General features: G+C 65.4%; 22 protein-coding genes. 12 read left to right on the top strand and 10 right to left on the bottom strand.

Going from position 1 to position 20,963, the window contains the following annotated elements; all coding sequences use genetic code 11:
* Genes ACFDR6_RS32385 through ACFDR6_RS32430 form a run of 10 tightly spaced genes read left to right on the top strand, consistent with a single transcriptional unit; the run spans window position 1 to window position 9,926 of the window.
* Complete coding sequence (locus ACFDR6_RS32385; RefSeq protein ID WP_212092015.1) at window positions 1–819, top strand: FAD binding domain-containing protein; 819 nt, start codon at window positions 1–3, stop codon at window positions 817–819.
* A 4-nt stretch (window positions 820–823) separates the two neighbouring features.
* Window positions 824–1,300 carry a (2Fe-2S)-binding protein gene (locus tag ACFDR6_RS32390; RefSeq protein WP_212092013.1) on the top strand — a complete coding sequence of 159 codons (477 nt, stop codon included), beginning with the start codon at window positions 824–826 and terminating at the stop codon, window positions 1,298–1,300.
* A gap of 9 nt (window positions 1,301–1,309) precedes the next feature.
* Entirely contained in the window at window positions 1,310–2,905 is a 1,596-nt protein-coding gene (locus ACFDR6_RS32395; RefSeq protein WP_317242724.1) for a xanthine dehydrogenase family protein molybdopterin-binding subunit, read from the top strand.
* Between the two features lies 1 nt (window position 2,906).
* Window positions 2,907–3,929 carry a xanthine dehydrogenase family protein molybdopterin-binding subunit gene (locus ACFDR6_RS32400; protein WP_011086158.1) on the top strand — a complete coding sequence of 341 codons (1,023 nt, stop codon included), beginning with the start codon at window positions 2,907–2,909 and terminating at the stop codon, window positions 3,927–3,929.
* Window positions 3,930–3,940: 11 nt separating this feature from the next.
* Window positions 3,941–4,822, top strand: a complete 882-nt coding sequence (locus ACFDR6_RS32405; protein WP_375860815.1) for an AAA family ATPase — start codon at window positions 3,941–3,943, stop codon at window positions 4,820–4,822.
* On the top strand, window positions 4,819–5,940 hold the full coding sequence (locus ACFDR6_RS32410; protein ID WP_375860816.1) for a VWA domain-containing protein: 1,122 nt from the start codon (window positions 4,819–4,821) through the stop codon (window positions 5,938–5,940). Before ACFDR6_RS32405 ends, ACFDR6_RS32410 begins: the two co-directional genes overlap by 4 nt.
* Window positions 5,937–6,821 carry an amidohydrolase family protein gene (locus tag ACFDR6_RS32415; protein ID WP_375860817.1) on the top strand — a complete coding sequence of 295 codons (885 nt, stop codon included), beginning with the start codon at window positions 5,937–5,939 and terminating at the stop codon, window positions 6,819–6,821. The genes ACFDR6_RS32410 and ACFDR6_RS32415 overlap by 4 nt, the downstream gene beginning before the upstream one ends.
* A gap of 31 nt (window positions 6,822–6,852) precedes the next feature.
* Window positions 6,853–7,701, top strand: a complete 849-nt coding sequence (locus tag ACFDR6_RS32420; protein WP_317242720.1) for an MBL fold metallo-hydrolase — start codon at window positions 6,853–6,855, stop codon at window positions 7,699–7,701.
* A gap of 20 nt (window positions 7,702–7,721) precedes the next feature.
* Window positions 7,722–9,296, top strand: a complete 1,575-nt coding sequence (locus tag ACFDR6_RS32425) for an isochorismatase family protein (protein ID WP_375860818.1) — start codon at window positions 7,722–7,724, stop codon at window positions 9,294–9,296.
* Window positions 9,297–9,299: 3 nt separating this feature from the next.
* Complete coding sequence (locus ACFDR6_RS32430; RefSeq protein WP_375860968.1) at window positions 9,300–9,926, top strand: FMN-dependent NADH-azoreductase; 627 nt, start codon at window positions 9,300–9,302, stop codon at window positions 9,924–9,926.
* Window positions 9,927–9,949: 23 nt separating this feature from the next.
* Here the strand turns inward: ACFDR6_RS32430 and ubiV are convergent, their stop codons facing one another.
* Genes ubiV through ubiT form a run of 3 tightly spaced genes read right to left on the bottom strand, consistent with a single transcriptional unit; the run spans window position 9,950 to window position 12,419 of the window.
* Window positions 9,950–10,870: a ubiquinone anaerobic biosynthesis protein UbiV gene (ubiV, locus tag ACFDR6_RS32435; protein WP_375860819.1), complete on the bottom strand. Its 921-nt coding sequence runs from the start codon at window positions 10,868–10,870 to the stop codon at window positions 9,950–9,952.
* A 26-nt stretch (window positions 10,871–10,896) separates the two neighbouring features.
* Entirely contained in the window at window positions 10,897–11,874 is a 978-nt protein-coding gene (gene ubiU / locus ACFDR6_RS32440) for a ubiquinone anaerobic biosynthesis protein UbiU (protein WP_375860969.1), read from the bottom strand.
* A complete protein-coding gene (ubiT, locus tag ACFDR6_RS32445) occupies window positions 11,874–12,419 on the bottom strand; it encodes a ubiquinone anaerobic biosynthesis accessory factor UbiT (protein WP_375860820.1) in 546 nt (181 codons plus the stop codon). Before ubiT ends, ubiU begins: the two co-directional genes overlap by 1 nt.
* 49 nt (window positions 12,420–12,468) lie before the next feature.
* Between ubiT and ACFDR6_RS32450 the strand changes: the two genes are divergently transcribed.
* Together ACFDR6_RS32450 and ACFDR6_RS32455 are read left to right on the top strand one after the other, a co-directional pair.
* Window positions 12,469–14,049: a UbiD family decarboxylase gene (locus ACFDR6_RS32450; RefSeq protein ID WP_375860821.1), complete on the top strand. Its 1,581-nt coding sequence runs from the start codon at window positions 12,469–12,471 to the stop codon at window positions 14,047–14,049.
* Window positions 14,046–14,642, top strand: coding sequence for a UbiX family flavin prenyltransferase (locus ACFDR6_RS32455; protein WP_375860822.1), 597 nt, complete (start codon window positions 14,046–14,048; stop codon window positions 14,640–14,642). Before ACFDR6_RS32450 ends, ACFDR6_RS32455 begins: the two co-directional genes overlap by 4 nt.
* Before the next feature lie 23 nt (window positions 14,643–14,665).
* Here the strand turns inward: ACFDR6_RS32455 and ACFDR6_RS32460 are convergent, their stop codons facing one another.
* The 7 genes from ACFDR6_RS32460 to ACFDR6_RS32490 all read right to left on the bottom strand — a co-directional run bounded on the left by ACFDR6_RS32460 (window position 14,666) and on the right by ACFDR6_RS32490 (window position 20,862).
* On the bottom strand, window positions 14,666–14,989 hold the full coding sequence (locus ACFDR6_RS32460; RefSeq protein WP_212091972.1) for a metal-sulfur cluster assembly factor: 324 nt from the start codon (window positions 14,987–14,989) through the stop codon (window positions 14,666–14,668).
* Entirely contained in the window at window positions 14,986–15,495 is a 510-nt protein-coding gene (locus tag ACFDR6_RS32465; protein WP_212091970.1) for a DUF2249 domain-containing protein, read from the bottom strand. The genes ACFDR6_RS32460 and ACFDR6_RS32465 overlap by 4 nt, the downstream gene beginning before the upstream one ends.
* 12 nt (window positions 15,496–15,507) lie before the next feature.
* Window positions 15,508–16,854, bottom strand: a complete 1,347-nt coding sequence (locus ACFDR6_RS32470) for a hypothetical protein (protein ID WP_375860823.1) — start codon at window positions 16,852–16,854, stop codon at window positions 15,508–15,510.
* A 257-nt stretch (window positions 16,855–17,111) separates the two neighbouring features.
* Window positions 17,112–17,330 (bottom strand): DUF6894 family protein, encoded by a 219-nt coding sequence (locus tag ACFDR6_RS32475; RefSeq protein ID WP_212091966.1) that lies wholly within the window; start codon window positions 17,328–17,330, stop codon window positions 17,112–17,114.
* Between the two features lie 612 nt (window positions 17,331–17,942).
* Window positions 17,943–19,142: an ABC transporter substrate-binding protein gene (locus ACFDR6_RS32480; protein ID WP_375860824.1), complete on the bottom strand. Its 1,200-nt coding sequence runs from the start codon at window positions 19,140–19,142 to the stop codon at window positions 17,943–17,945.
* 669 nt (window positions 19,143–19,811) lie between these two features.
* Entirely contained in the window at window positions 19,812–20,075 is a 264-nt protein-coding gene (locus ACFDR6_RS32485; RefSeq protein WP_375860825.1) for a PepSY domain-containing protein, read from the bottom strand.
* Window positions 20,076–20,226: 151 nt separating this feature from the next.
* A complete protein-coding gene (locus ACFDR6_RS32490) occupies window positions 20,227–20,862 on the bottom strand; it encodes a response regulator (protein ID WP_212091960.1) in 636 nt (211 codons plus the stop codon).
* Between the last annotated feature and the right edge of the window lie 101 nt (window positions 20,863–20,963).

Below are 20,963 nucleotides of genomic sequence, written 5' to 3' on the forward strand. Positions count from 1 at the left end.
ATGGCTGTGACAGTGAAGACTTTTGCAAGCGCCAGCGAGGCGGCCGGCGCGCTGTCCTCGGACCGCAGCGCGCGCTATCTCGGCGGCGGCACGCTGGTGATGCGAGCGCTGAACGAGGGGGATGTTTCCATCTCGACCGTGGTGCGCGCACAGGACCAGGCACTGACCAGGATCGACGCCTCGGGCCCACGCATCACATTGGGCGCCGGCGTCACCTTCGCGCGCGTCCTCGCCGAACGCGACCTCGCCTTCCTGCACGCGCCCGCCCGTTCGATCGGCGGTCCCGCCGTGCGCAACATGGGTACGGTCGGCGGCAACCTCTTCGCGCCAAATCCCTACGGCGATTTCACCGTCGCGCTGCTGGCGCTCGATGCTACCGTCACTGTAGCCGGCGGCTTTGGCGCGCGCGACGTCCCGATCGAAGAGTTCCTGCAGGCGCGCGAACGACAGGCCGGGACATTGGTGCTGTCGGTGTCCTGCACCCGTCCCGCCAACAGCGAAGCCTTCCGTTATCGCAAGATCGCGCGCATCAAGCCGAAGGGCGGTTCGGTCGTCACGCTCGCGGCCCATCTGCCGATCAGCGGCGGACGTATCGCGGGCGCCCGGATCGCGCTGGGATCGATGGCACCGACCCAGATCCGCGCCCGCGCCGCCGAGCGCGCGCTGGAGGGCCGCTCGCTGGATGCCGCGACCATCGCGACGGCCGCATCCGCGGCCACCGAAGGAACCTCGCCATCCGACAACGCGCTCGGCAGCGCCTGGTATCGCCGCGAGATCGTCGGCGTGCATCTACGTCGTTTGCTGTCGGAACAGGAATAGGGCCATGGCCAAAATCCCCCTGCAATTTCGTCACAACGGCCGCGACGTCGCGATCTTCGTCGACGGCGGCACCAATCTGCTGGTGGCGCTGCGCGAGCTGATCGGCGACATGACGCCGAAATTCGGCTGCGGCCAGGGTGGCTGCGGCACGTGCAGCGTGCTCGTTGACGGCGAGCTGCACCTCTCCTGCCTGACGCTCGCCGAGACGGTCGCCGGCCGTTCGATCGACACGCTCGACGGCATGAAGCAGGGCCCGAACCTGCACCCGCTGCAGCGCGCCTTCGCCGACAATTTTGCCGCCCAGTGCGGCTATTGCACCCCGGGGATGCTGATGGCCGCCAAGGCGCTGCTCGACCGCAATCCCTCGCCCAGCCGCGACGAGGTGATCGAAGCCATTTCCGGCAACATCTGCCGCTGCACCGGCTACGAGCCGATCATCAATGCCATCCTCGCTGCCGCCGGCGGCCGGGTCAGCGCCTGAGGTCAGACCATGCTGGAACTGCGCAAGGACATCTTCGCCGACGAGCGCGACGATAACCTCAAGGAGATCGGCAAGGGCACCCAACGCCAGGACATGCTCGGCCATGTCACGGGCACGTCGAGCTACTTCAACGACCATAAGCTGCAGGGCATGCTGCACCTGAAGGTCGTTCGCTCGACACAGGCCCATGCACGGATTCGTCGCATCGACACCACCGAGGCGGAGCGGTCGGCCGGCGTACGCCGGATCATCCGCGGCACGGACGTGCCGGTCAATCTCAACACGCTTCTGAGCCTGATCAATTTCGGCAAGGACGACGAGCCGTCGCTGGCGGTCGACAAGGTCCGCTACAAGGGCGAGCCCATCGTCGCGATCGTCGCCGACAGCGAGCGCGAGGCTTTCGAGGCCATCGCGAAGGTCAAGGTCGACTACGAACCGCTGCCGACCGTGTTCGACGTCGAGGACGCGCTCAAGCCCGGCGCGCCCGTGGTCAACGAGACCTATCCGAAGAACGCTTTCATCTATCACGATGTCTACGACCACCAGCGCCTGCGGTTCGGCGACGCCGATGCGGCGCTAGCGAGCGCAGATCACGTGCTTGAGCAGCGCTACCAGATGTCGCCCATCGAGCACGCGCCGACCGAGACCAACGGCGCCATTGCGGCTCCGGATACCAACGGCCGCTACGTCGTCTATACCTCGACGCAGGCGCTGTTCTTCTCGGTCGACACTTGCGCCAAGATCTTGGACGTGCCGTCCAACACTTTCCACTTCATCGGCGGCACCGTGGGTGGCGGCTTCGGCGGCAAGGTGGACACTTTGACCGAGCCGCTCGCCATCCTCGGCGCCATGCTGACGGGACGCCCCGTCCGCTACGTGTTCGGGCGCGAAGAAGAAATGCAATACGGCCCGCCGCGCGGCGCCGAACGGATCTACATCAAGGATGGCGTGATGCGTGACGGCCGCATCGTCGCGCGCAAGATCCGCGCCTATTTCGACAGCGGCGCCTATACGCGGCTGTCGAGCTACGCCGCGGTGAAGTGCGCCGCGCATCTGCCGGGCCCCTACACCATCCCGAACGTCTATGGCGACGTCTATTGCGTCTTCACCAACCGCACGCCGGCCACCGCCATGCGCGGCTTCGGCGTCACGGCGATGGACTTCGCCATCGAATGCCAGATGGACAAGCTCGCGAACCTCGTCGGCATGGACCCGATGGAGTTTCGCATCCTCAACGCCTATCGCGACGGCGACATGAAGGCACACCGGCGCGAGGCCAAGAACACGGCGCTGATCGAATGCGTGCAGGTCGCCGCTGAGAAAGCCAAATGGCCGATCCGCGACGAGTTCAGGCGCGCCTCCTCGCGCAAGGAGGGCGGCGGCAGCCGCGCGGTGATCCCACCAACGCCGACGGATTCTTCGCGCGCACGTCCAGCCGCGCCGGTCCAGCAACGCACCAGCTATGACCGGCTGCCGCCAACGGTCACGCGAGAACCGCCGCGCGATCCGCCCCCGCCGGCGCCGCCATCTCCCCCGCCGCGCCCGGCTGCGCCATCCCACGGCGCGACGCGGTTCTCGTCGGTGTTCGGCACCAGGAGACGCTGACATGACCAGGCATCGCGGACGCGGCATGGCGTCGATCAATTATCCCATCGGCATGAACCTTGGCGGGGATCCCAGCCAGGCCCTGGTTCACTCCAATCCCAGCGGCAAGTTCACCGTGGCCTTGTCGTCGATCGACCTCGGCCAGGGCATGAAATCGGTGACGCGGCAGATCTGCGCCGAGACGCTGGGCGTGCCGGTCGAGGACGTCTATGTCGACACGGCGGACTCCGACACCGGCCCGCACTGCATGGGCTCGTTCGCCTCGCGCGGCACCCACCGCGTCGGCAACGCCGTCATGGCCGCGGCCCGCGAGGCGCGCGGCGTGATGATGGAGGCGGCCGCGGAGGAGCTGGAGGTCAACGCGGCCGATCTGGAGACCGACGGCCGCGGCAACATCCACGTCAAAGGTGCACCGCACCGCTCGATCTCGACCAAGGACGTCGCGATTGCCGCGCAGTTCAAGCAGGGCAAGACCATCTCCGGTCGCGGCATCTTCCTGGTCCCGCTCTCCAACGTCGATCCCGAGACCGGCGAGATGTCGCCGGCAACCTGCTATGCCCATGCCTGTCTCGTCGCCGAAGTCGAGGTCGACGACGAGACCGGCGAAGTCGCGATGGTACGGATGGACTCCGCCTATGAGCTCGGCCGCGCGCTCAACCCGCGTCTGGTGGAGCAGCAGCTCGTCGGCGGCGCCTGGATGGGCGTCAGCCACGCGCTCTACGAGACCCCGGAACCCTATTATCCCGACCCCGTTCACGGCCCCCGCGACTTCGTCGAGTATCTAATGCCAGGTCCCGGCGACATCTGTCCGCACGATATCGCGGTGCTGGAACGCCCCGCGCCCGATGGTCCCTTCGGGGCAAAAGGCCCCGGCGAGATGTGCGCCAACCCGGTTCTGCCGGCCGTCGCCAATGCGATCTTCAACGCCGTGGGCGTGCGCATCGACGACCTGCCGATCACGCCTGAAAAGGTACTGCGCGCGATCAAGAGCCAGGGCGGCGCACGGCCGCAGGCACGGCGCTAGAGGATTGAGCCGTGGCGGTTCGCAGCAACATCGTCGGCATCGACAGCCCGGAGGCACTGGAGAAGGCGCTTCGCGCGGCCTATTACCTCGCCGACGAGGGCCTTGCGACATCAGCCTATCTCGGCCTCGCGCTCGGCAAGCCGCTGCTGCTGGAAGGCGCGCCGGGCGTCGGCAAGACGGAAGCCGCAAAAGCGATCGCCGCCGTGCTCGGCCGCCGCCTCATCCGCCTGCAATGCTATGAGGGCATCGACGCGTCCGCTGCGCTCTACGAATGGAACTACCCGCGCCAGATGCTGGCGATCCGCCAGGCCGGCGACGAGAACATCGACATCTATGGCGAAACCTTCCTGATCGAGCGGCCGATGCTGGCCGCGCTCCGCGCGCCCGATTCCACCGTGCTCCTGATCGACGAGATCGACCGCGCCGACCAGGAGTTCGAGGCGTTCCTGCTCGAATTTCTCTCCGACTTCCAGATCTCGATTCCCGAGCGCGGCACGGTTCGCGCGGCCGAACGCCCCGTGGTCGTGCTGACGTCGAACCGCACGCGCGATTTGCACGAAGCCCTGCGCCGCCGCTGCGTCTATCACTGGATCGACTATCCGACCGCCGAGCGCGAGGCGCGGATCATCATGATGCGCGCCTCCAGCGTCGCTGAGGCCACCGCCCGCGCCGTCGTCGCAGCCGTGGAAAAGTTGCGGCGCGAACCCCTCAGCAAGGCGCCGGGCATTGCCGAGGCCGTCGACTGGGCCGAGGCGGCGACGCTGCTCCACAAGGGCGGCGCACGATGGCCGGATGCCTTCAAGCGCTCGATCGGGGTGGCGCTGAAGGACGAGGAGGATCTGCATTTCATTTCGCCGCGGCTCGATGCGATGCTCGCGGAGGCGACGGCATGAGCACCGAGCCGCAGCTCCCGCGCGCCGCGCGCGTCTTCGTCGCGTTCGTTCCCCTGCTGCGCGCGAACGGCTTTGCCGTGGCACCGGAGCAGACGACGACGTTCCTGGCGGCGATCGGACTGCTCGGCCCCGATAGCGTCGAGCACATCAGGCAGGCTGCCCTGGCGACGCTGGCCCCGCCGCCCGAGCGCCGCGCGACCTTCGATCGGCTGTTCGATTTGCATTTCCGCGGCAGCGAGGCCATCGAGCGCACCAACGACGGCGAGGATGACGAGACCGTCCGGCTTCAGGAGGAAGGCCGTGGTGATGAGGAGCCGCTTCTCTCGGAAGAGGCGAGCGAGTCCGGCTTGACCGCAACGCGCGCCGAGGCGCTGGTCGAGCGCCGCTTCGGGGCGACCGCGAACGCGGATGCGTTGCGCCGCCTGGCGCGGGAGGCGCCGCGACGCCTGCCGCGGCGGCGCGGCCACCGCCGCATGCGCACCCGGCGCGGGCCGTTTGTGGACCTTCGTCGCACCTTGCGCGACAGCGTCCGCAGCGATGGCGAGATCTTGCGGCTCGGCCACATGAAGCGGCGCCGACGCCCGCGCAAGATGCTGCTGCTGATCGACGTCTCCGGCTCGATGAAGAGCCGCACCGAGGAAAACATGAAGCTCGCCCATGCGCTGGTGCAGGCTGCGCCCAATGTCGAGGTGTTTACCTTCGGCACGCGGCTGACCCGCGTCACCCGCCCGTTGCGGCTGAAGCGCCGCGAGCAGGCGATGAACGCCGCTGCACACCTCGTCAGCGACTGGGACGGCGGCACCCGGATCGGCGACGCGCTGCAAGCGTTCCTGGCCGTCCCGCGGTTCGGTGGCTACGCCCGCGGCGCCGCCGTGGCGATCGTTTCCGACGGGCTCGAACGCGGCGAGACCGACGCCCTCCGCGACGCCGTCGCAAAGCTGTCGCGCCGGGCCTGGCGCGTGAGCTGGTTGACGCCGCTGGCGACGGGCCCCGGCTTCCGCCCGCAGACCGAGGCGCTTGTCGCCATCGAGCGCTTCGTCGACGACCTCGTGGATGGCGGTTCGAGCGCGTCGATCGTCGCGCACATTCTGGCTTTGGGACGAAGGAGAGCGGCGTGAACGGTATTGTCGATGGCCATCATCACATCTGGCGGCAGGCCGACCTGCCCTGGCTGATCGGCCCCATGCAACCGCGCATCTTCGGACCTTACGAGCCGATCCGGCGCGACTATCCGATTCAAGAGTATCTCGACGACCTCAAGGACACCGGCGTCACGCGCTCGGTCTATGTCCAGACCAACTGGGCCAACGACCGCTTCGAGGACGAGGCTGCCTGGGTGCAGCAGACAGCGGACGAACACGGCTGGCCGCACGCGATCGTCGCTTATGCCAATTTCGCCGCGGACGACGTACGCCCGCAGCTCGACCGCCTGAAGTGCTACCGGCTGATGCGCGGCGCGCGCATGCAGCTGCACTGGCACGAGAACCCGCTCTACCGCTTCGCAGCCCGCGCAGATCTCTGCGCCGATCCGATCATTCAGCGCAACGTCGCGCGCCTCGCCGACTATGGCTGGAGCTTCGACCTGCAGGTGTTCACCCCGCAGATGCCGGACGCCGCGGCGCTTGCCGAGGCTTGCCCCGAGGTGACCTTCATCCTCCAGCATGCCGGTATGCTGGAGGATCTCTCTCCGGCGGGACGCGCGGCCTGGCGTGCCGGAATGGCCCGGCTCGCGGCCTGTCCGAACGTGGTCTCGAAGCTTTCGGGGCTCGGCACCTTCATCCATCGCAACGATCCCGCGCACATCGCCGCCGTGCTCACCGACACCGTCGCAATCTTCGGCGCCGAACGCTGTCTGTTCGGCTCCAACTTCCCGATCGAGAAATTGTGGACCAGCTATCGCGAGTTCGTGAACGCCTTTCGCGGCGCCGCGGCGCCGTTCAGTGCTGAGCAGCAGGACGCCATCTTCAGGACGACGGCGACGCGCGTCTACCGGCTTTGACAGACAAGAAACAGATGAGGGAGGGCAACGAATGGCGCTGGAGATCAAGATCCTGGACTATGGCGATATCGAGCTGGAATCGAGCTTTCTGGTTCTCGGCCGCGATTGCGGCCGCACCCGCCGCGTCCTCACCCTCGGCTTCCTGATCCTCGGGGGGAAATATCCCGTCGTGGTCGACACCGGCTACCGCTCCAACCAGATCATGGAGACGCTGGGCATGCGCGGGCTGCAGTACCACGAGAACATGATCGAGAACCAGCTCGCGCGCCACGGCGTGCGCATGGGCGACGTCCGCTTCGTCTGCCATACCCATCTGCACATCGACCATGCCGGCAAGGACGATCTGTTCTCGATGAACACGACCGTCGTGCTCAATCGCAAGGAGCTCGAATACTCGGTCTCCGGCCTGATGCATCCGCAATATCCGGCCCCCGACATCAAGCACCTGATCGACCGCCTGCACACCAAAAGCGCGCTGCGCTTCCTCGACCTCGAGATCACCGGTCCGATCGAGCTGATGCCCGGCGTCTATTGCGACGCCGCCAATGCACACACCGAGGGCTCGATGAACGTCATCGTGGAGACGGCCGATGGCATCGCAACCATCTGCGGCGACGTGATCTACGACTTCAACGATCAGATCGTGACGCCGTTCAACGAGATCCACGATTGGGAGCCACGCACGACGGGCAACCATGGCACCAGCAAGCGGGCGGAGAAGGCCTCGATCAAGAAGCTGCTCAGCAATTCGCGCTATTTGCTGCCGGTGCATGACCGTCCCGCCAAGATCGAAGGCGGCAACGTCGTCGGGCGCCTGCACGATCAGGTCCCCGGACCGATCGTGCAATCGTTGCCCCCGCGCAACTGGTTCCCGGCGTAACGTGAGTTGAGGATCGGCCGATGACCCATGTCACCTTGCGCAGCGAGTTCGAGGCCCTGATCGACCCCTATGCCCCGGTCGCGCAGGTCGGCACCGGCTTCGACTTCACGGAGGGACCGATCTGGCATCCGGTCGATCATTATCTGCTGTTCTCGGACATGCCGGGCGATGTGCGCCGACGCTGGGATGCGCGGCGCGGCGTGGTCGAGGTCAAGCGCCCCTCCAACAAGTGCAACGGCATGACCTATGATGCCGAGCTCAATCTGATCGTCTGCGAGCACGCGACATCGTCGCTGATCCGCGAGCGGCCGGACGGGCGGCGCGAAGTGCTGGCTTCGCATTTCGGGGGACAGGAGCTGAACAGCCCGAATGACGTCTGCGTACACTCGTCCGGCGCGATCTATTTCTCGGACCCCTGGTACGGCCGCATGCCGGTCTACGGTGTCGAGCGGCCGCGCCAGCTCGGCTTCCAGGGCGTCTATCGCATCGTGCCCGGCGGCGAGCCGAAACTCGTGGTCGAGCGAAACCTGTTCGACCAGCCGAACGGGCTGTGCTTCTCACCCGACGAGAAGCTGCTCTATGTCAACGACACCGTGCAGGCGCTGATCCGCGTCTTCGACGTCAATGCCGACGGTTCGCTCTCGAATGCCCGGGTGTTCGCAAGCGGCATACGCTCCGAGCTCGAAGCCGGCCTTCCCGACGGCATGAAGTGCGACCAGCACGGCAATGTCTGGGTCACCGCGCCCGGAGGCGTCTGGGTCTATTCGCCGCGCGGCGAGCTGCTCGGCAAGGTGCGCGTGGCCGAGCTGGTCGCCAACCTCGCCTGGGGCGGGCCGGATTTCCGAACGCTGTACCTGACCGCGCCCCACTCGGTCTATGCGATTCCGACCAAGGTCGGCCCGCGGCACGAGCCCTATATGAGCGGCCGGCGAAGCGGCGGCGGCGCGACCGCAGGCGTCGCACCGGCGGCGCCGATCCTCGCTGACGGGGACATGCGGCTCGATCCGCAGCGCTGCGCCATGATCATCCAGGATCTGCAGAACGACGTCATCATGGACGGCGGCGCTTTCGCCGATTCGGGCGCACCAGGCCACGCGAAGCAACAGCATGTTGTCGAGAATGTCCGCCGCCTCGCAGAGACCGCGCGGAGCCGCGGCGTCGCCATCATCCACGTCTGGTTCGTCGTCGAGCCCGGCGCGCCCGGCGTGACGCTGAATGCGCCGTTATTCGAGGGTCTCGTCGACAGCAAGGCGATGGTGCGCGGAAGCTGGGGCGCAGCGCCTGTCTCCGGCCTCGAACCCCGGCCCGGCGATTTCGTCGTCGAGAAAATGCGCATGAGCGCCTGGGAAGGCACGCGGCTTGAAACGATCCTGAAGGCGACCGGGCGCGACATGATCATCAACACCGGCGCCTGGACCAACATGTCGGTCGAGCACACCGCCCGCACCGGCGCCGACAAGGGCTACTTCATGATCGTCCCCGAAGACTGCTGCTCGACCATGAATGCCGATTGGCACGCCGCGTCGATCAATTTCGCCATGCAGAACGTCGCGATCGTCACCCGGGCGGACACTGTCATCAGAGCGTTGGGATGAACGCTGGTGAAGCTCCTGCACCTGTCCTGCTCGCCCCGCACCGACTCCGTCTCGAGTGCCGGCGCGCGCGTCTTTCTCGACGGCTTTCGTCAGGCGCGGCCAGACTGGGACGTCGACGTCGTCGACATCTGGCGGGAGCGGATGCCGGAATTCGCAGGTCCCATCGTCGAGGCCAAATATGCACGGATGGACGGTCAAACCTTCAACGATGCGCAACGTGACGGCTTTGCCGAGGCCGAGCGCATGGCGCTGCGCTTCTCGCTGGCCGATCGCGTGCTGATCTCGACGCCGATGTGGAATTTCGGCATCCCCTACAAGCTCAAGCATTGGTTCGACATCATCGTCCAGCCCGGGCTGACCTTTCGGTTCGACCCGTCACAGGGCTATCTTCCGCTGCTCAAGGACCGGCCGACATTGGTGATTCTCGCCAGCGGCAGCGACTTTTCCACCGGCATGAATCGCGGCCGCATCGACATGGCGACACCCTACCTGCGAGACATCCTGCGCTTCATCGGCATCGACAACATCCGTTTCGTGCCGATCGGGCCAACCACCGGGCCGCAGGAGCGGATAGAGGCTGCACGGGAAAGGGCGTATCGGCGTCTGGCTACGATGGCCACGACCTTCTGATGCGCCGGCGTAGCTTTGTCGTGTTACGCCGCCGAGCCTGGCGCATCGCCTGATCGGGCCTGATGATAGAGATGACCTGGCTCTGCCCACAGGAACCCGTTCGAGAACGGAACGCCGGGATAGGCTGCGGCAAAACGGCGGTTGCCGCCTTCGACATCGTCACGGCCGTCCAGCACGTCGCGAAAGATCTTCGCGATCTCGACCATGTCGCAATCCTGCGGCGACAGGCGCAGCGCGCGGACGCCGCTCTCGTGCAGCAGGCCGGCCTCACCCAGCAGATTGGCGCAGGTGTGAGACAGGGTCTGCACACCATTGATGGTCAGGAAATCCTGATGCTCCAGCGTGTTCAGGAGCAGACCGTCCGGATCCTTCTCGCAGACAAAGCGACAATTGTCCTTCGCGAGCTTGTGCAGGCGCGCATGATAGCAGCGGGCAGAGATGGCGAGCGGCACCCGGCCGAACGCGAACACCTCGGTGGTAACATCAGGAACGGCCTGCGCGATCGCCGCGATCGAAGCCAGCGGCAATTCCGGCGGCAGGCAGATGCGTTTCGCTCCATGCGCGGCGTGAAAGGCCGCGCTCGCCTCGTTGTAGATGTTGACGAAGGGCCCGATGGCATGCGACCGGCCTGCGAGCGCCTTGAGGCAGGTCAGATCATTCACCTCGACCAGCGCGCCCTCAGCCGAAGCGAGCTCTTCGGTCTGGCGGCGTTCACGCCGCAGCGAGACCAGGATGAGCGAGCCCAGCAGTACCTGTTTGCCCGCGCCCTGCAGCCGCTCCACCACGGAGGGGATGTGGTCGGCGAAGAACGGCGAGCGTTTCGAGCAGACGATCTCGCCGATGGAGACGACGTCGACCGGCGCCTCGTCAGCGATGCGGAAATAGAAGTCGCGCCAGCGTTCCGGCGCCCAATTGTACAGAACTGGACCGAGGCTGAGTTGCATCGCTTGAGCTCGCATATTCGAACGGATCAACGCCAGGTCTTGCGATAGGCGCCGAGCGTGGAGGCCTGGCCTTCGGCGAAGGGCTTCAGGCTCGCAATATCCGTCTCACTCCGGGCCTCGAGCGTCGCGAGCGCACGACGGAAATGGCGTACTACGCTTTCGACATAGGCCCGGCCGCGCTGGCGGCCCTCGATCTTGAGCGCGGTCACGCCGGCATCGCGCATGCCCTTGAGCAGGGTCGTGGCGTCCAGGCTGACGGGATCCTCGAAAATATAGCCGGCGCCCTGTGCGGTCGAGAAGCGGCCCTTGCACAGCGTCGGATAGCCGGCGGGCTCGCGCATGCCGAACCGATTGATGGTGAAGCCGCCGAGGCTGGACTTGGTCCCCTCCGCGGTCTGCTCATAGGTCACGTGGCTCGGCGGCGAGCAGACGCCCTGCATGTTCGGCGACTTTCCGGTGGCATAGGACGACAGCGAGCAGCGCCCCTCGGCCATCACGCAGAGGCCGCCGAACACGAACACCTCGGTCTCGCAGGCGGACTCGCGGGTGATCTCGGCGATCTCAGGCACGCTGAGCACGCGCGGCAGCACGACGCGCTTGGCGCCGAAGGTTTCGGCGTAGAAGGCGATGGCATCGGGATTTGCGGCCGCGGCCTGAACCGAAACATGCAGACGCTGGTTCGGATGGCGCCGCGCGGTGTAGTCCATCAAGCCGATGTCGGCGAGGATCAGTGCATCGGCGCCGGCGCTCACCGCGTCGTCCACGGCGCGATGCCAGATGTCCACGGCGGAGGCGCGCGGGAACGTGTTGATGGCCACCAGGACCTTGGCGCCGCGGGCGTGCGCCAGCGCGATCCCCTTGCGCAGCTCGTCGCGGCTGAAGTTCAGCCCGGGAAAATTACGCGCGTTGGTCTCGTCGTTGAAGCCGCAATAGATCGCATCGGCGCCGGCATCAATGGCGCTCTTCAACGCGGCCGGCGTGCCGGCAGGACAGATCAACTCCATCATCTCGATTGCTCGCCTTGCCCCGGTGAACCGATCACGCGGCCACGGGCGGCCTCGAAGGCGCGCCGCGCCGGCGCGCCCAGCGGGCCGAACAACGAGGACAGCTCAGTGACGAGATCGAGCTGGGTGTCGTCGATCGTATTGCGCAGCGCCAGCACCGCCTCGACATCGCCCTCGACGAGGAGCTCGCGCGAGAACATCAGGGCATCGCCATCGACCCTGCCTTCGAGCAGAGCCAGGAGATTGGCGAGCGAGGCAAAGATCCGCGCGTCCAGGTCTTTCGGCAGGTTGCGCACGACAGACAAGCGCGGCGGCCTCGCCTCGACCACGAAGGCAAAGGGCAGATCGATCGGCTTGATCCCGAACCGCGCGCGCGCGTGCTCGCCCAGCCGGTCGAACATTGCAGGGTTGCGCCGGTGGATCCGCTGCAGGACGCCGCCAAGAACGAGCTGCAGCGGCAACAGAGGCAGCGGACGCATGGCAATTGCGACGAGCGGCGGAATCGTCGGCAATTGGCCGGGCGATGGGGCGGACGGATCATTCATGGGCCTCACATCTGGACGGATTGCACGCCGCTGTATTTGAGCGGGAACAATGAAGACCGAAAACAGGCCGGCTAGCTGTGATTTTTTGGGAGCTTGCTCATTGCAACGTGATGTGCCGCGCTTTCGCGACTTGTCCGACTTTCTCCGCTTCATCGAAAGCCGGGGGCAATTGCGACGCATTCGCGAGAAGATCTCCGTCGTCCACGAGATCACGGAAATCCACCGGCGTGTGCTCGGCGCGCACGGACCGGCATTATTGTTCGAGCAGCCCGTCAAGGCCGACGGCAGCCCATCGGAGATGCCTCTCCTCACCAATCTGTTCGGAACGGTCGAGCGGATCGCATGGGGTATGGGAATCTCGCCCGACCGTCTCGAAGAGCTTGGCGCGCTGATGGCCGAGCTCCGCGCGCCGCGACCGCCGAACAGCATCAGGGATGTCTTCGACAAGCTTCCGCTCGCCCGCGCCGCGCTGGCGACGCGTCCGCGCACGCGCGCGGCGGCGCCGGTCCAGGACTGCGTCACGATGGGGCCCGACATCGATCTCGCGCGCTTGCCGGTCCAGGTCTGCTGGCCCGGCGAGCCGGCGCCGCTGATCACCTGGCCGCTCGTGATCACCGTGCCGCCCGAATCCGCGACGGCCGACCAGGAGGAGAATGTCGGCGTCTACCGCATGCAGGTGCTCGGTCGCGACCGCGCCATCATCCGCTGGCTCGCGCATCGCGGCAGCGCCAGGCATCACCAGCAATGGAAGGCGATCGGGCGCGACATGCCGGTCGCGATCGTCATCGGAGCCGATCCTGCGACGATCCTTGCTGCGGTGCTGCCGCTACCGGAGACGATGTCCGAGCTGCGCTTCGCCGGAATCCTGCGCGGCGAACGACCCGACCTCGCGCCATGCCTCACCGTCCCGCTCGCGATCCCGGCCGAGGCCGAAATCGTCATCGAAGGCTTCGTCTCCGCGACCGAGACCGCGCCCGAGGGACCGTATGGCGATCACACCGGGTACTACAATTCCGTCGAGGCATTCCCCGTGATGCGCGTGACCGCGATCACCACCCGTCGGCAGCCCGTCTACCTCTCGACCTTCACGGGCCGACCGCCGGACGAGCCGTCGCGGATCGGCGAGGCACTTAATCACCTGTTCGTACCGCTGATCCGACAGCAATTCCCCGAGGTGACCGACTGCTGGCTGCCGCCGGAGGCCTGCTCATACCGCATCGCCGTCGCGGCGATCAGGAAGCGCTATCCCGGCCAGGCGCGGCGGCTGATGCTCGGCCTGTGGTCGATGCTGCCGCAGTTCAGCTACACGAAACTGCTGATCGTGGTCGACGACGACATCGACATCCGCGACTGGCGCGCCGTGATGTGGGCCGTCTCCACGCGTAGCGATTCCTCGCGCGATCTCGTGACGCTCACCGACACGCCGATCGACTATCTCGACTTCGCCTCGCCGAAATCGGGACTCGGCGGCAAGCTCGGCATCGATGCCACGACCAAGATTCCTCCGGAGACGGATCGGGAATGGGGCGTTCCGCTGGCCATGGATCCTGCCGTGATCGCGCGTGTCGATGCGATCTGGTCCAGCCTCGGCCTGTCCGGCATGCCCGCACGCGTACCGGTCCTCACATGAGCGGGCGGCAGGGCATCATCGTCGGCATCAGCGGCGCCTCGGGCGCCGCAATCGGCATGCGCATCGTCGAGCTGCTGGCCGACAACCCGCATTACGCGGTGCACCTCGTGGTTTCGCCTGCGGCAGAGCGTACGCTGAGCGCGGAAGTGGGAAGCGATGCGCTCTCGCGGCTGCGCGCGCTCGCCTTCCGCGACCATTCGCATTCCGACATCGGCACCGCGATCGCCAGCGGCTCTTATCCGGTTGCCGGCATGATCGTGGCGCCGTGCTCGATCCGCACGCTCTCCGCCATCGCCTGGGGACAGCTCGACAACCTTCTGACGCGCGCGGCCGACGTGCAGCTCAAGGAGCGCCGCCGGCTGGTGTTGCTGGTCCGCGAGAGCCCGCTGCATCTCGGCCATTTGCGCAGCATGCTGCAGGCGACCGAGATCGGTGCGATCATTGCCCCGCCGATGCCGGCCTTCTATCTAAGACCACGGTCGCTGGACGAGGTGATCGACCAGATCGCCGCCCGGGCGATCAATCTGCTCGACCTCGCGAAGCTTCGCGCCCCCGCGAAGATCTGGCCCGGCCCGGGCTCCGACGGCATGTAGCCGGCCCGGCCGCCCCGACCGGTTCAATTCACCTCGGCAAAGCCGAGCGATGACCTGACACCCGGCGAGATCATCGAGGGCTGCCAGGGCGGCTCGAACGTCATGGTGACGTCGACCGAGTCCACGCCCGGAACGAGGCACGCGCTGCTCGCGACACCCTCCTTGAGAAAGGACGCGGCGGGACAGCCGCGCGTCGTCGCCGTCATGGTGATGTGCGCGGCGCCATCGTCGACCGACACATCATAGATGAAGCCCAGGTCGACGATGTTGTACCCGAGTTCCGGATCGATCACGACCTTCAGCGCCTGCTTGATCTGCGCCACGAGATCGTCGTCGTTGGTCGTCATGCGTGCGCCCTCACCGTCAGGTGATAGGCATCCTTCTGCCGCGTGAAGCCGCCGCGCCACTGATGGCCGCGCTTGGTCAGCTCCCGAAACAGGAAGACCGGTTCGCGACTGAGCAAGGCGTGGAGAGTCTGGCCCGGCGCGAGCCGCTCCAGGGCGGCCAGAATGCGCACCATAGGCTCCGGCGGATCGAGATCGCGGTTGTCGAGATGAACCGCGGGCTCCGGCCAGTCGCCGTCGCCCGGCGCGGCGGGGGGCGGTTCAGCCGCCTCGATCGACCCGTCGTCCGGCATAAAGCGGATCTCCCATTCGCCGCCTTCCAGCTCGGCTTCCCGATGCGCAAAGCCTCTGCTCGCCATGACGTCGAACAGAGGAACCGGCTTGAAGGGAGCATAGAGCCGCAGCCCTTCCCCGGGCTCGAGCCGCTCGAGCGCGGCCATGATGATGGAGAACGGCTCGCCGCCTGCGCGCAGGATCGGCCGCACATCGACGTCGATGAACTCGGTCATGGCAATCTCCTTTCAGTTCCGCGAGACCAGAAGATGAGGCATGACGGCTCCGGCCGGCAGGCGCATCGGCTGCGCAACGTCGGTGAGCCGCCGGGCCCTGATGAACTCCTCGCTCAGGCCGAGCGTCGCAAGCGTCACCACCGCCACGGCGGCGCGGAAGCCGAGCGGCGCATCGAACAGGAGCATCAACGCCGCCGTCCAGCTTCCGGCGAAGAACAAGACAAACCATCTCAACGCGCGGCGCTCGGCAACGAGGTCCTGGACGCGAGGCGTCGCCACCCTGCCCATCACCGGACCATAGGTCTCAAGCCAGGTCAGGAACGGGACGATCTTGTAGAGATTGGCGAGCACGAGGCCTGTGAGCCAACCGAACGCGACGAGAAAGGCGATCGCGCCGACATGGGACGGAGATGACCCGGCCGCAAGAAGCGCGGCGCCAAGGATTGCGGCCGCGACGAGGCTTGCCAGCGAAACGAGGCTCATGCGCGTGTTGAGCTCGAGCGCGCGACGTTTGCGGTTCCTGTACAGGCCGAGCACGTCGCGGCCGTAGGCGCCCAGCGACAGCAGTGCCGCAGCTCCTGCAAGCAGAAGCGCCAAGTTCAGCCCGGTCATGCGCCAGAATGCAAGCACGCCACCGACAAGTCCGATGGCCAGCGCGGCGATTCCCGCAAGCCAGGCAAGCCGCCCGAGCCTCGCATCGCCGTCGGGCGCGAGCATGAACATCGCAAGCAAGCGATAGCTGACGCCCATGGCAGTGAACGTCAGCCATCCGCCAAGCCCCGCAATCGCGTGGATCGGAACGCCCGCGACCGACAGGTCCGGCCATTGCGCACCGACGGCGATGCCGGACAGCATCAGCGAGAATGTGCCGCCGAATGCCGCCGTGACGCAGATGCAGACAAGCCCGCCTGCGACGAAATGCGCGGGCCCCGGCAGCGGGCGGGCCGACCAGAGCGTCATGCCGAGATTGGCAACGACCAACGCGAAACCGGCAATCAGCAGGCCAGCTCCGAGGGGAAGCAGCCAGGCCGCCCCGTTGAAGTGCCCGCCCAACGCCAGAAAACCTCCGAGCAGCACAGTCAGCCCGACCGTCAGCAGCGCGAGAGCGGGCAGTGTCCAGCGCTCCGCATAGAGCGGCCTTGCGACCAGCACCGGCACGAACTGGAACAACGCGCCGGACAGAACCATGCTCAACCAGCCGATGCAAACCATATGGACGATGACGAGCGTGTCCGGGCCGCCAATGTCGTCGTTCGGGAAGCCGAACCCGACGACCATCAGTCCTTCTGCAAGCAGCAGCCATACGATTGCGACCGCGAAGTAGCTGATGGCCCATCTGCAGAGGCTGGTTCCGATCACGGTGCGCTTCCCATAGCTGCACACGAAATTCCGTGCCAGCGCACCAAAACGGTAGAGGTTGCAGTCGCAATGACGTTGTCGAGGCGCAAACTCCACCACCATTCGCGACAAGGGGCGGAATCACCTCATCGCCCTGCCGAGCCTCGGCTATGGCGGCGAACCCGTCGCCACGGCTTTCGAAGGAGGCGTCCGGAAGCTTCGACTAACCAATGATCCTTCGGCTGACGCTCTTGCTTCGGTGCCGTCTGCGCCAATGGTCAAGTCGCGTTGGGATAGATCTGCTCGCGGTGAACTTCCCGGCCGCTCTCGTCGATGACCACGATCCGGAGGTCCGGATGGCCTTTCGGCTTCTCTCTGCGTACCCTGTCGGCCAAGTTCTTGCTGTGCGCAATGGCCGCCCCATCACTCACTAGCTCCAGTCCTGACCTGTCCCGGAGGGGCACGCCGTCCTTGAAGTCGAAATAGTAAGTCGGCATCGGCTCATTCCCGCGCTACCACGCGACTCGGTTGAAGTCATCATTCCCGGAAAGGGCCGCCGAGGCCCATGGATTGGGGCGCAACTGCGCGTCGCCTTACGCAAGCTGCATGCTAGCGGGCCCGGCCCGATCAAGGCTTGATCGGGATCAAGTCCCGATCTGCCATTACGTTCTTGCGCCGCGGGTCGCGTGTCGGACGTTCGTCCCGGTATGGGGCGAGGATAGCCGGCAGTGGCGGGGGCAAGAATCCCGCATCATGCACAACCCCGGCACTCTGCCAGTTCGATTCCAGAATGCGGCGAAGCCACTGCCGCGGTCACCTCCTGCACCGTATTGGACTCGGCGCGCGGCGGCAAATCGGTACCGAGGACCGCTTGATGGCTGTGTCAGGCCTGCAAACAGCAGGCCGGCAATAGCGCGGCAGTCGGGACATCCGCGAGAAAGCGTAGGGCTTACCGAGCACGTCCCGGGCCACTGCCGCTCGCCAATCGACCCCGGGGCGCGACTAGGATCGGCGGTCATCGGTACGCGTGACGCTCATATGCAGCATCCATGAACAGCGCAGACTTGGACGCAGCTCACGCCGCGTCCGCCGCTCTGGCCGTCGCGAACTCATTCGGACTTGGCGTCCAACACCTCGCCGAAGGCTTCCCAGGTCGAGCCGGTCCACCGCTGCAGCCGCATCTGCGTCCAGATCATGTTCTCGGATTCGCTGGTATTGACCTTGATCCCTGGCAGTACCGTCGGAACGATGAAATCCTTGAAGTTCTTGGCCTGCGCGAGGATGTTTTTGCGGGACAGATCATTGCCGCATTGCTTCAGGATCTGCTCGAGCAGGATGCCCTGCTGATAGCCGGTCAGATAGCTGCCGTTCGTGATGTCGACCCCCGCGAGATACTTGTCGAGGAATGCCCGATAAGCCTGCATGCCCGGATCGTCCTTCCAATTCGGATCCATGACATCCTTGTTGGTCGTCCCGACGATCACGCCGGTCGACTTGTCGAGGCCGGCCGGCGCCAGTGTGCCTCCGACCGAACCGGACGGAAAGTTGATGATCACTGTCGCTTTCCAGCCGATCACAGAAGCCTGCCGGATCGCCTGCGCTGCGAATTTCGGCGTTCCCGCGATTATCAGGGCCTCGGCGCCGGAGCTCTTCAGAGTTGTGATCTGCGAATCGACGGTCGGCTCCGTGACCTCATAGGACGCGCTGACGACCTTCCCGTCGTAGTCCTTGCCTAGAAACGACTTGAACGCATTGACGTAATCTTTGCCGAGATCGTCGTTCTGATAGAGGATCGCGTATTTGGCCTTCGGCAGCGTTTTGGTCAGATACTTCGCGTAGATTTTTCCCTCGGTGTCGTAGCTGACGAGGCCTGTCGTGGTCAGCGGGTAACTCGCGACGTCGGTGAACTTGGACGAGCCGCTGATGATGGCGATGCTGGGCACCCCCTTCGCCCTCAGGTACTTCGCCGTGGCCGAAAGGCCCGGCGTGCCGAGCTGGCCGAACATGAACGCCACTTCGTCGCTCTCGACGAGCTTGCGGACATGCTCTACCGCCTTCGGAGGGCTGTAGGCGTCGTCATAGGCGATGTAGTTGATCTTGCGGCCGTTGATGCCGCCGCGGTCATTCATCGATTGAATGTAGGCAATCAGTCCCTTGCCGACGAGACCGATCGACGATGCCGGGCCGCTGAACGGAAACACTCCACCGATCTTGATCTCGGTCGCGGTAACTCCGGGCTCGTCAGCTGCGAACGCCGGACTGCTCAAAAGCAAAGCCAGAGCCGCAAGACTCTTCCATTTCGCCAACATGCTAGTCCTCCCTGATGCGCGCCCATCCGGGGGCACGGCATTGTGTTTTGTTGCCTTACCCGGCCGCTTGCCCGGCATCGCGCCGCGCGAACTGCGCGCCGCGCTGTCCGACCGTCATTGCCAGCGCGTGGCCGGCCCGCGGCCGTCGCGCTCGGCCGTCATGCGCGGAACCTACAGTTCTTTTATAGAACTAGTCAAGCGCCCGGATGATCATTCGTCGGCCGCGCCCTCCGGCCCAGCAGTCGGTGCGACGTTCGGTCCTATAGTCCTTTCAGGATCCAACGCTGATCCGGGTGAATGCCGCGCCCGACAGGCAAGTCGGATCGCTCAGGTGGGATATTAATTCTATTATTGAACTTTTGTTGATCGCAGTCTGCGGGCAGGCCCATGACACCGATCGCTTCACAATCGGATGCCTTCCTTGCGAACGAGAGCTCTCACCTTGGACCGCCATCGGATCGGCCGTCCGCATTCGGCATGACCAGCCGTTCCTGCCATAGGCTCGCCAAGTCGATGTCGATGGATGGGGCGACCACGGGCCAACTCGTGGCCGCTCGTAGGTGACGGTCTCGTTGAAAGTAGGCGCCTGAAGGCAACGTGGCGCAGCATCGAGCGCCTGACTTCGCTCGTGCGCCAGCAATGTCGGCTGCTGACCGTGCGGGACTCCGCCTAGCGATCAGGCTTCGTGGATATGATCTCACCCGTCTTCGCGTCGGCGTGGAACTTCATCCTCTGACCATCCTTGATGCCTTCGCCCTCCCAACGACCGTCATCGGCCTCGATTTTGCTGACCAGCGTGAAACCCGACTTGAGAACCTTCTCGATGACTTGCTGGATCGGCATCCAGTCGGCCCCCGGCCGGTCAGCATGCGCGACGTTTATGGCAACTGCCGCCAGAACGACTGCGAGAACTACAGATGCACTCTTGTTCATGCGGATCCTCCTTGCAGCGGATGCCGGCAAGTCTTGCAGCATTTGTGGAACCAGAGCACTCCCAAATTCCGCCTAGGGCGCCATGGGACAAATACGGACACAGCCGGCTGTGACATGGTCCGACGAAACATCGCTCGGCCGGCGGAGCCTCTCAGGGCGCCACCAGTTTCTTGCGGATGGCGTAACGGACCAGTTCAGCGGTCGACGACATCCCCAGCTTGCGCATCGCCGACGCGCGATGGGTTTCGACGGTTTTGACGCTCAACTGCAAAATAGCGCTTATGGACCTGTTGGTATGTCCTTCCGCGATCAACTGGACCACGCTCTGCTCCCGCGAGGTGAGCAGCATATCCGACTTGTTCAGCTTGTTGAGCTGGTAGTCGTGGAGCAATTTCTCCAGCAACACGCTGGTGAAATAAGGCCTGCGATCCAGCAGCGCCTCGACGGCGGACAGCAGGTGCTTTCTCGCATCCGATTTGAACAAGAAGCCGCGAACACCCGCCAGAATGGCTTCGGTCAGCAGCTCTTCGTTTTCATGCATCGTCAAAATCAGAACTTCGCTGCGCAAGCGAAGCGACTTCAATCGGCGGCTGACCTCCAGCCCATTCATGAGGGGCATCGAATAGTCGACGATCACGACGTCCGGCGTCGTCTCCAAGGCCAATGCCACGGCCTGCTCGCCGTTCATTGCTTCGCCGACGACGATCCAGTCGGAGCGCGTGTCGATGATCGCGCGGAGCCCTGAACGCACGATTTCATGATCATCCGCAATCAGGATGCGCTTCACGGCGTGGTTCTCCTATCCGACCGCAATCGGCGGAGATGATCGGCAGCAGAACGGTCGAGCGATCATACCGATCGCGGGCCTGAGCATCATCCTGCAAAACC

Origin of the sequence: Bradyrhizobium tunisiense (genome assembly GCF_042263385.1) — a bacterium.
In the GTDB taxonomy this organism is placed as follows: domain Bacteria; phylum Pseudomonadota; class Alphaproteobacteria; order Rhizobiales; family Xanthobacteraceae; genus Bradyrhizobium; species Bradyrhizobium tunisiense.

What these genes read in the sequence shown, in the direction of transcription:
- ACFDR6_RS32460 (WP_212091972.1), bottom strand. Translation starts at nt 14,989, where the DNA reads ATGACGACCAACGACGACGATCTCGTGGCGCAGATCAAGCAGGCGCTG.
- ACFDR6_RS32465 (WP_212091970.1), bottom strand. Translation starts at nt 15,495, where the DNA reads ATGACCGAGTTCATCGACGTCGATGTGCGGCCGATCCTGCGCGCAGGC.
- ACFDR6_RS32410 (WP_375860816.1), top strand. Translation starts at nt 4,819, where the DNA reads ATGAGCACCGAGCCGCAGCTCCCGCGCGCCGCGCGCGTCTTCGTCGCG.
- ACFDR6_RS32475 (WP_212091966.1), bottom strand. Translation starts at nt 17,330, where the DNA reads ATGCCGACTTACTATTTCGACTTCAAGGACGGCGTGCCCCTCCGGGAC.
- ubiU (WP_375860969.1), bottom strand. Translation starts at nt 11,874, where the DNA reads ATGGAGTTGATCTGTCCTGCCGGCACGCCGGCCGCGTTGAAGAGCGCC.
- ACFDR6_RS32420 (WP_317242720.1), top strand. Translation starts at nt 6,853, where the DNA reads ATGGCGCTGGAGATCAAGATCCTGGACTATGGCGATATCGAGCTGGAA.
- ACFDR6_RS32395 (WP_317242724.1), top strand. Translation starts at nt 1,310, where the DNA reads ATGCTGGAACTGCGCAAGGACATCTTCGCCGACGAGCGCGACGATAAC.
- ACFDR6_RS32485 (WP_375860825.1), bottom strand. Translation starts at nt 20,075, where the DNA reads ATGAACAAGAGTGCATCTGTAGTTCTCGCAGTCGTTCTGGCGGCAGTT.
- ACFDR6_RS32390 (WP_212092013.1), top strand. Translation starts at nt 824, where the DNA reads ATGGCCAAAATCCCCCTGCAATTTCGTCACAACGGCCGCGACGTCGCG.
- ACFDR6_RS32400 (WP_011086158.1), top strand. Translation starts at nt 2,907, where the DNA reads ATGACCAGGCATCGCGGACGCGGCATGGCGTCGATCAATTATCCCATC.
- ubiT (WP_375860820.1), bottom strand. Translation starts at nt 12,419, where the DNA reads ATGAATGATCCGTCCGCCCCATCGCCCGGCCAATTGCCGACGATTCCG.
- ACFDR6_RS32450 (WP_375860821.1), top strand. Translation starts at nt 12,469, where the DNA reads ATGAAGACCGAAAACAGGCCGGCTAGCTGTGATTTTTTGGGAGCTTGC.
- ACFDR6_RS32425 (WP_375860818.1), top strand. Translation starts at nt 7,722, where the DNA reads ATGACCCATGTCACCTTGCGCAGCGAGTTCGAGGCCCTGATCGACCCC.
- ACFDR6_RS32480 (WP_375860824.1), bottom strand. Translation starts at nt 19,142, where the DNA reads ATGTTGGCGAAATGGAAGAGTCTTGCGGCTCTGGCTTTGCTTTTGAGC.
- ACFDR6_RS32455 (WP_375860822.1), top strand. Translation starts at nt 14,046, where the DNA reads ATGAGCGGGCGGCAGGGCATCATCGTCGGCATCAGCGGCGCCTCGGGC.
- ACFDR6_RS32385 (WP_212092015.1), top strand. Translation starts at nt 1, where the DNA reads ATGGCTGTGACAGTGAAGACTTTTGCAAGCGCCAGCGAGGCGGCCGGC.
- ubiV (WP_375860819.1), bottom strand. Translation starts at nt 10,870, where the DNA reads ATGCAACTCAGCCTCGGTCCAGTTCTGTACAATTGGGCGCCGGAACGC.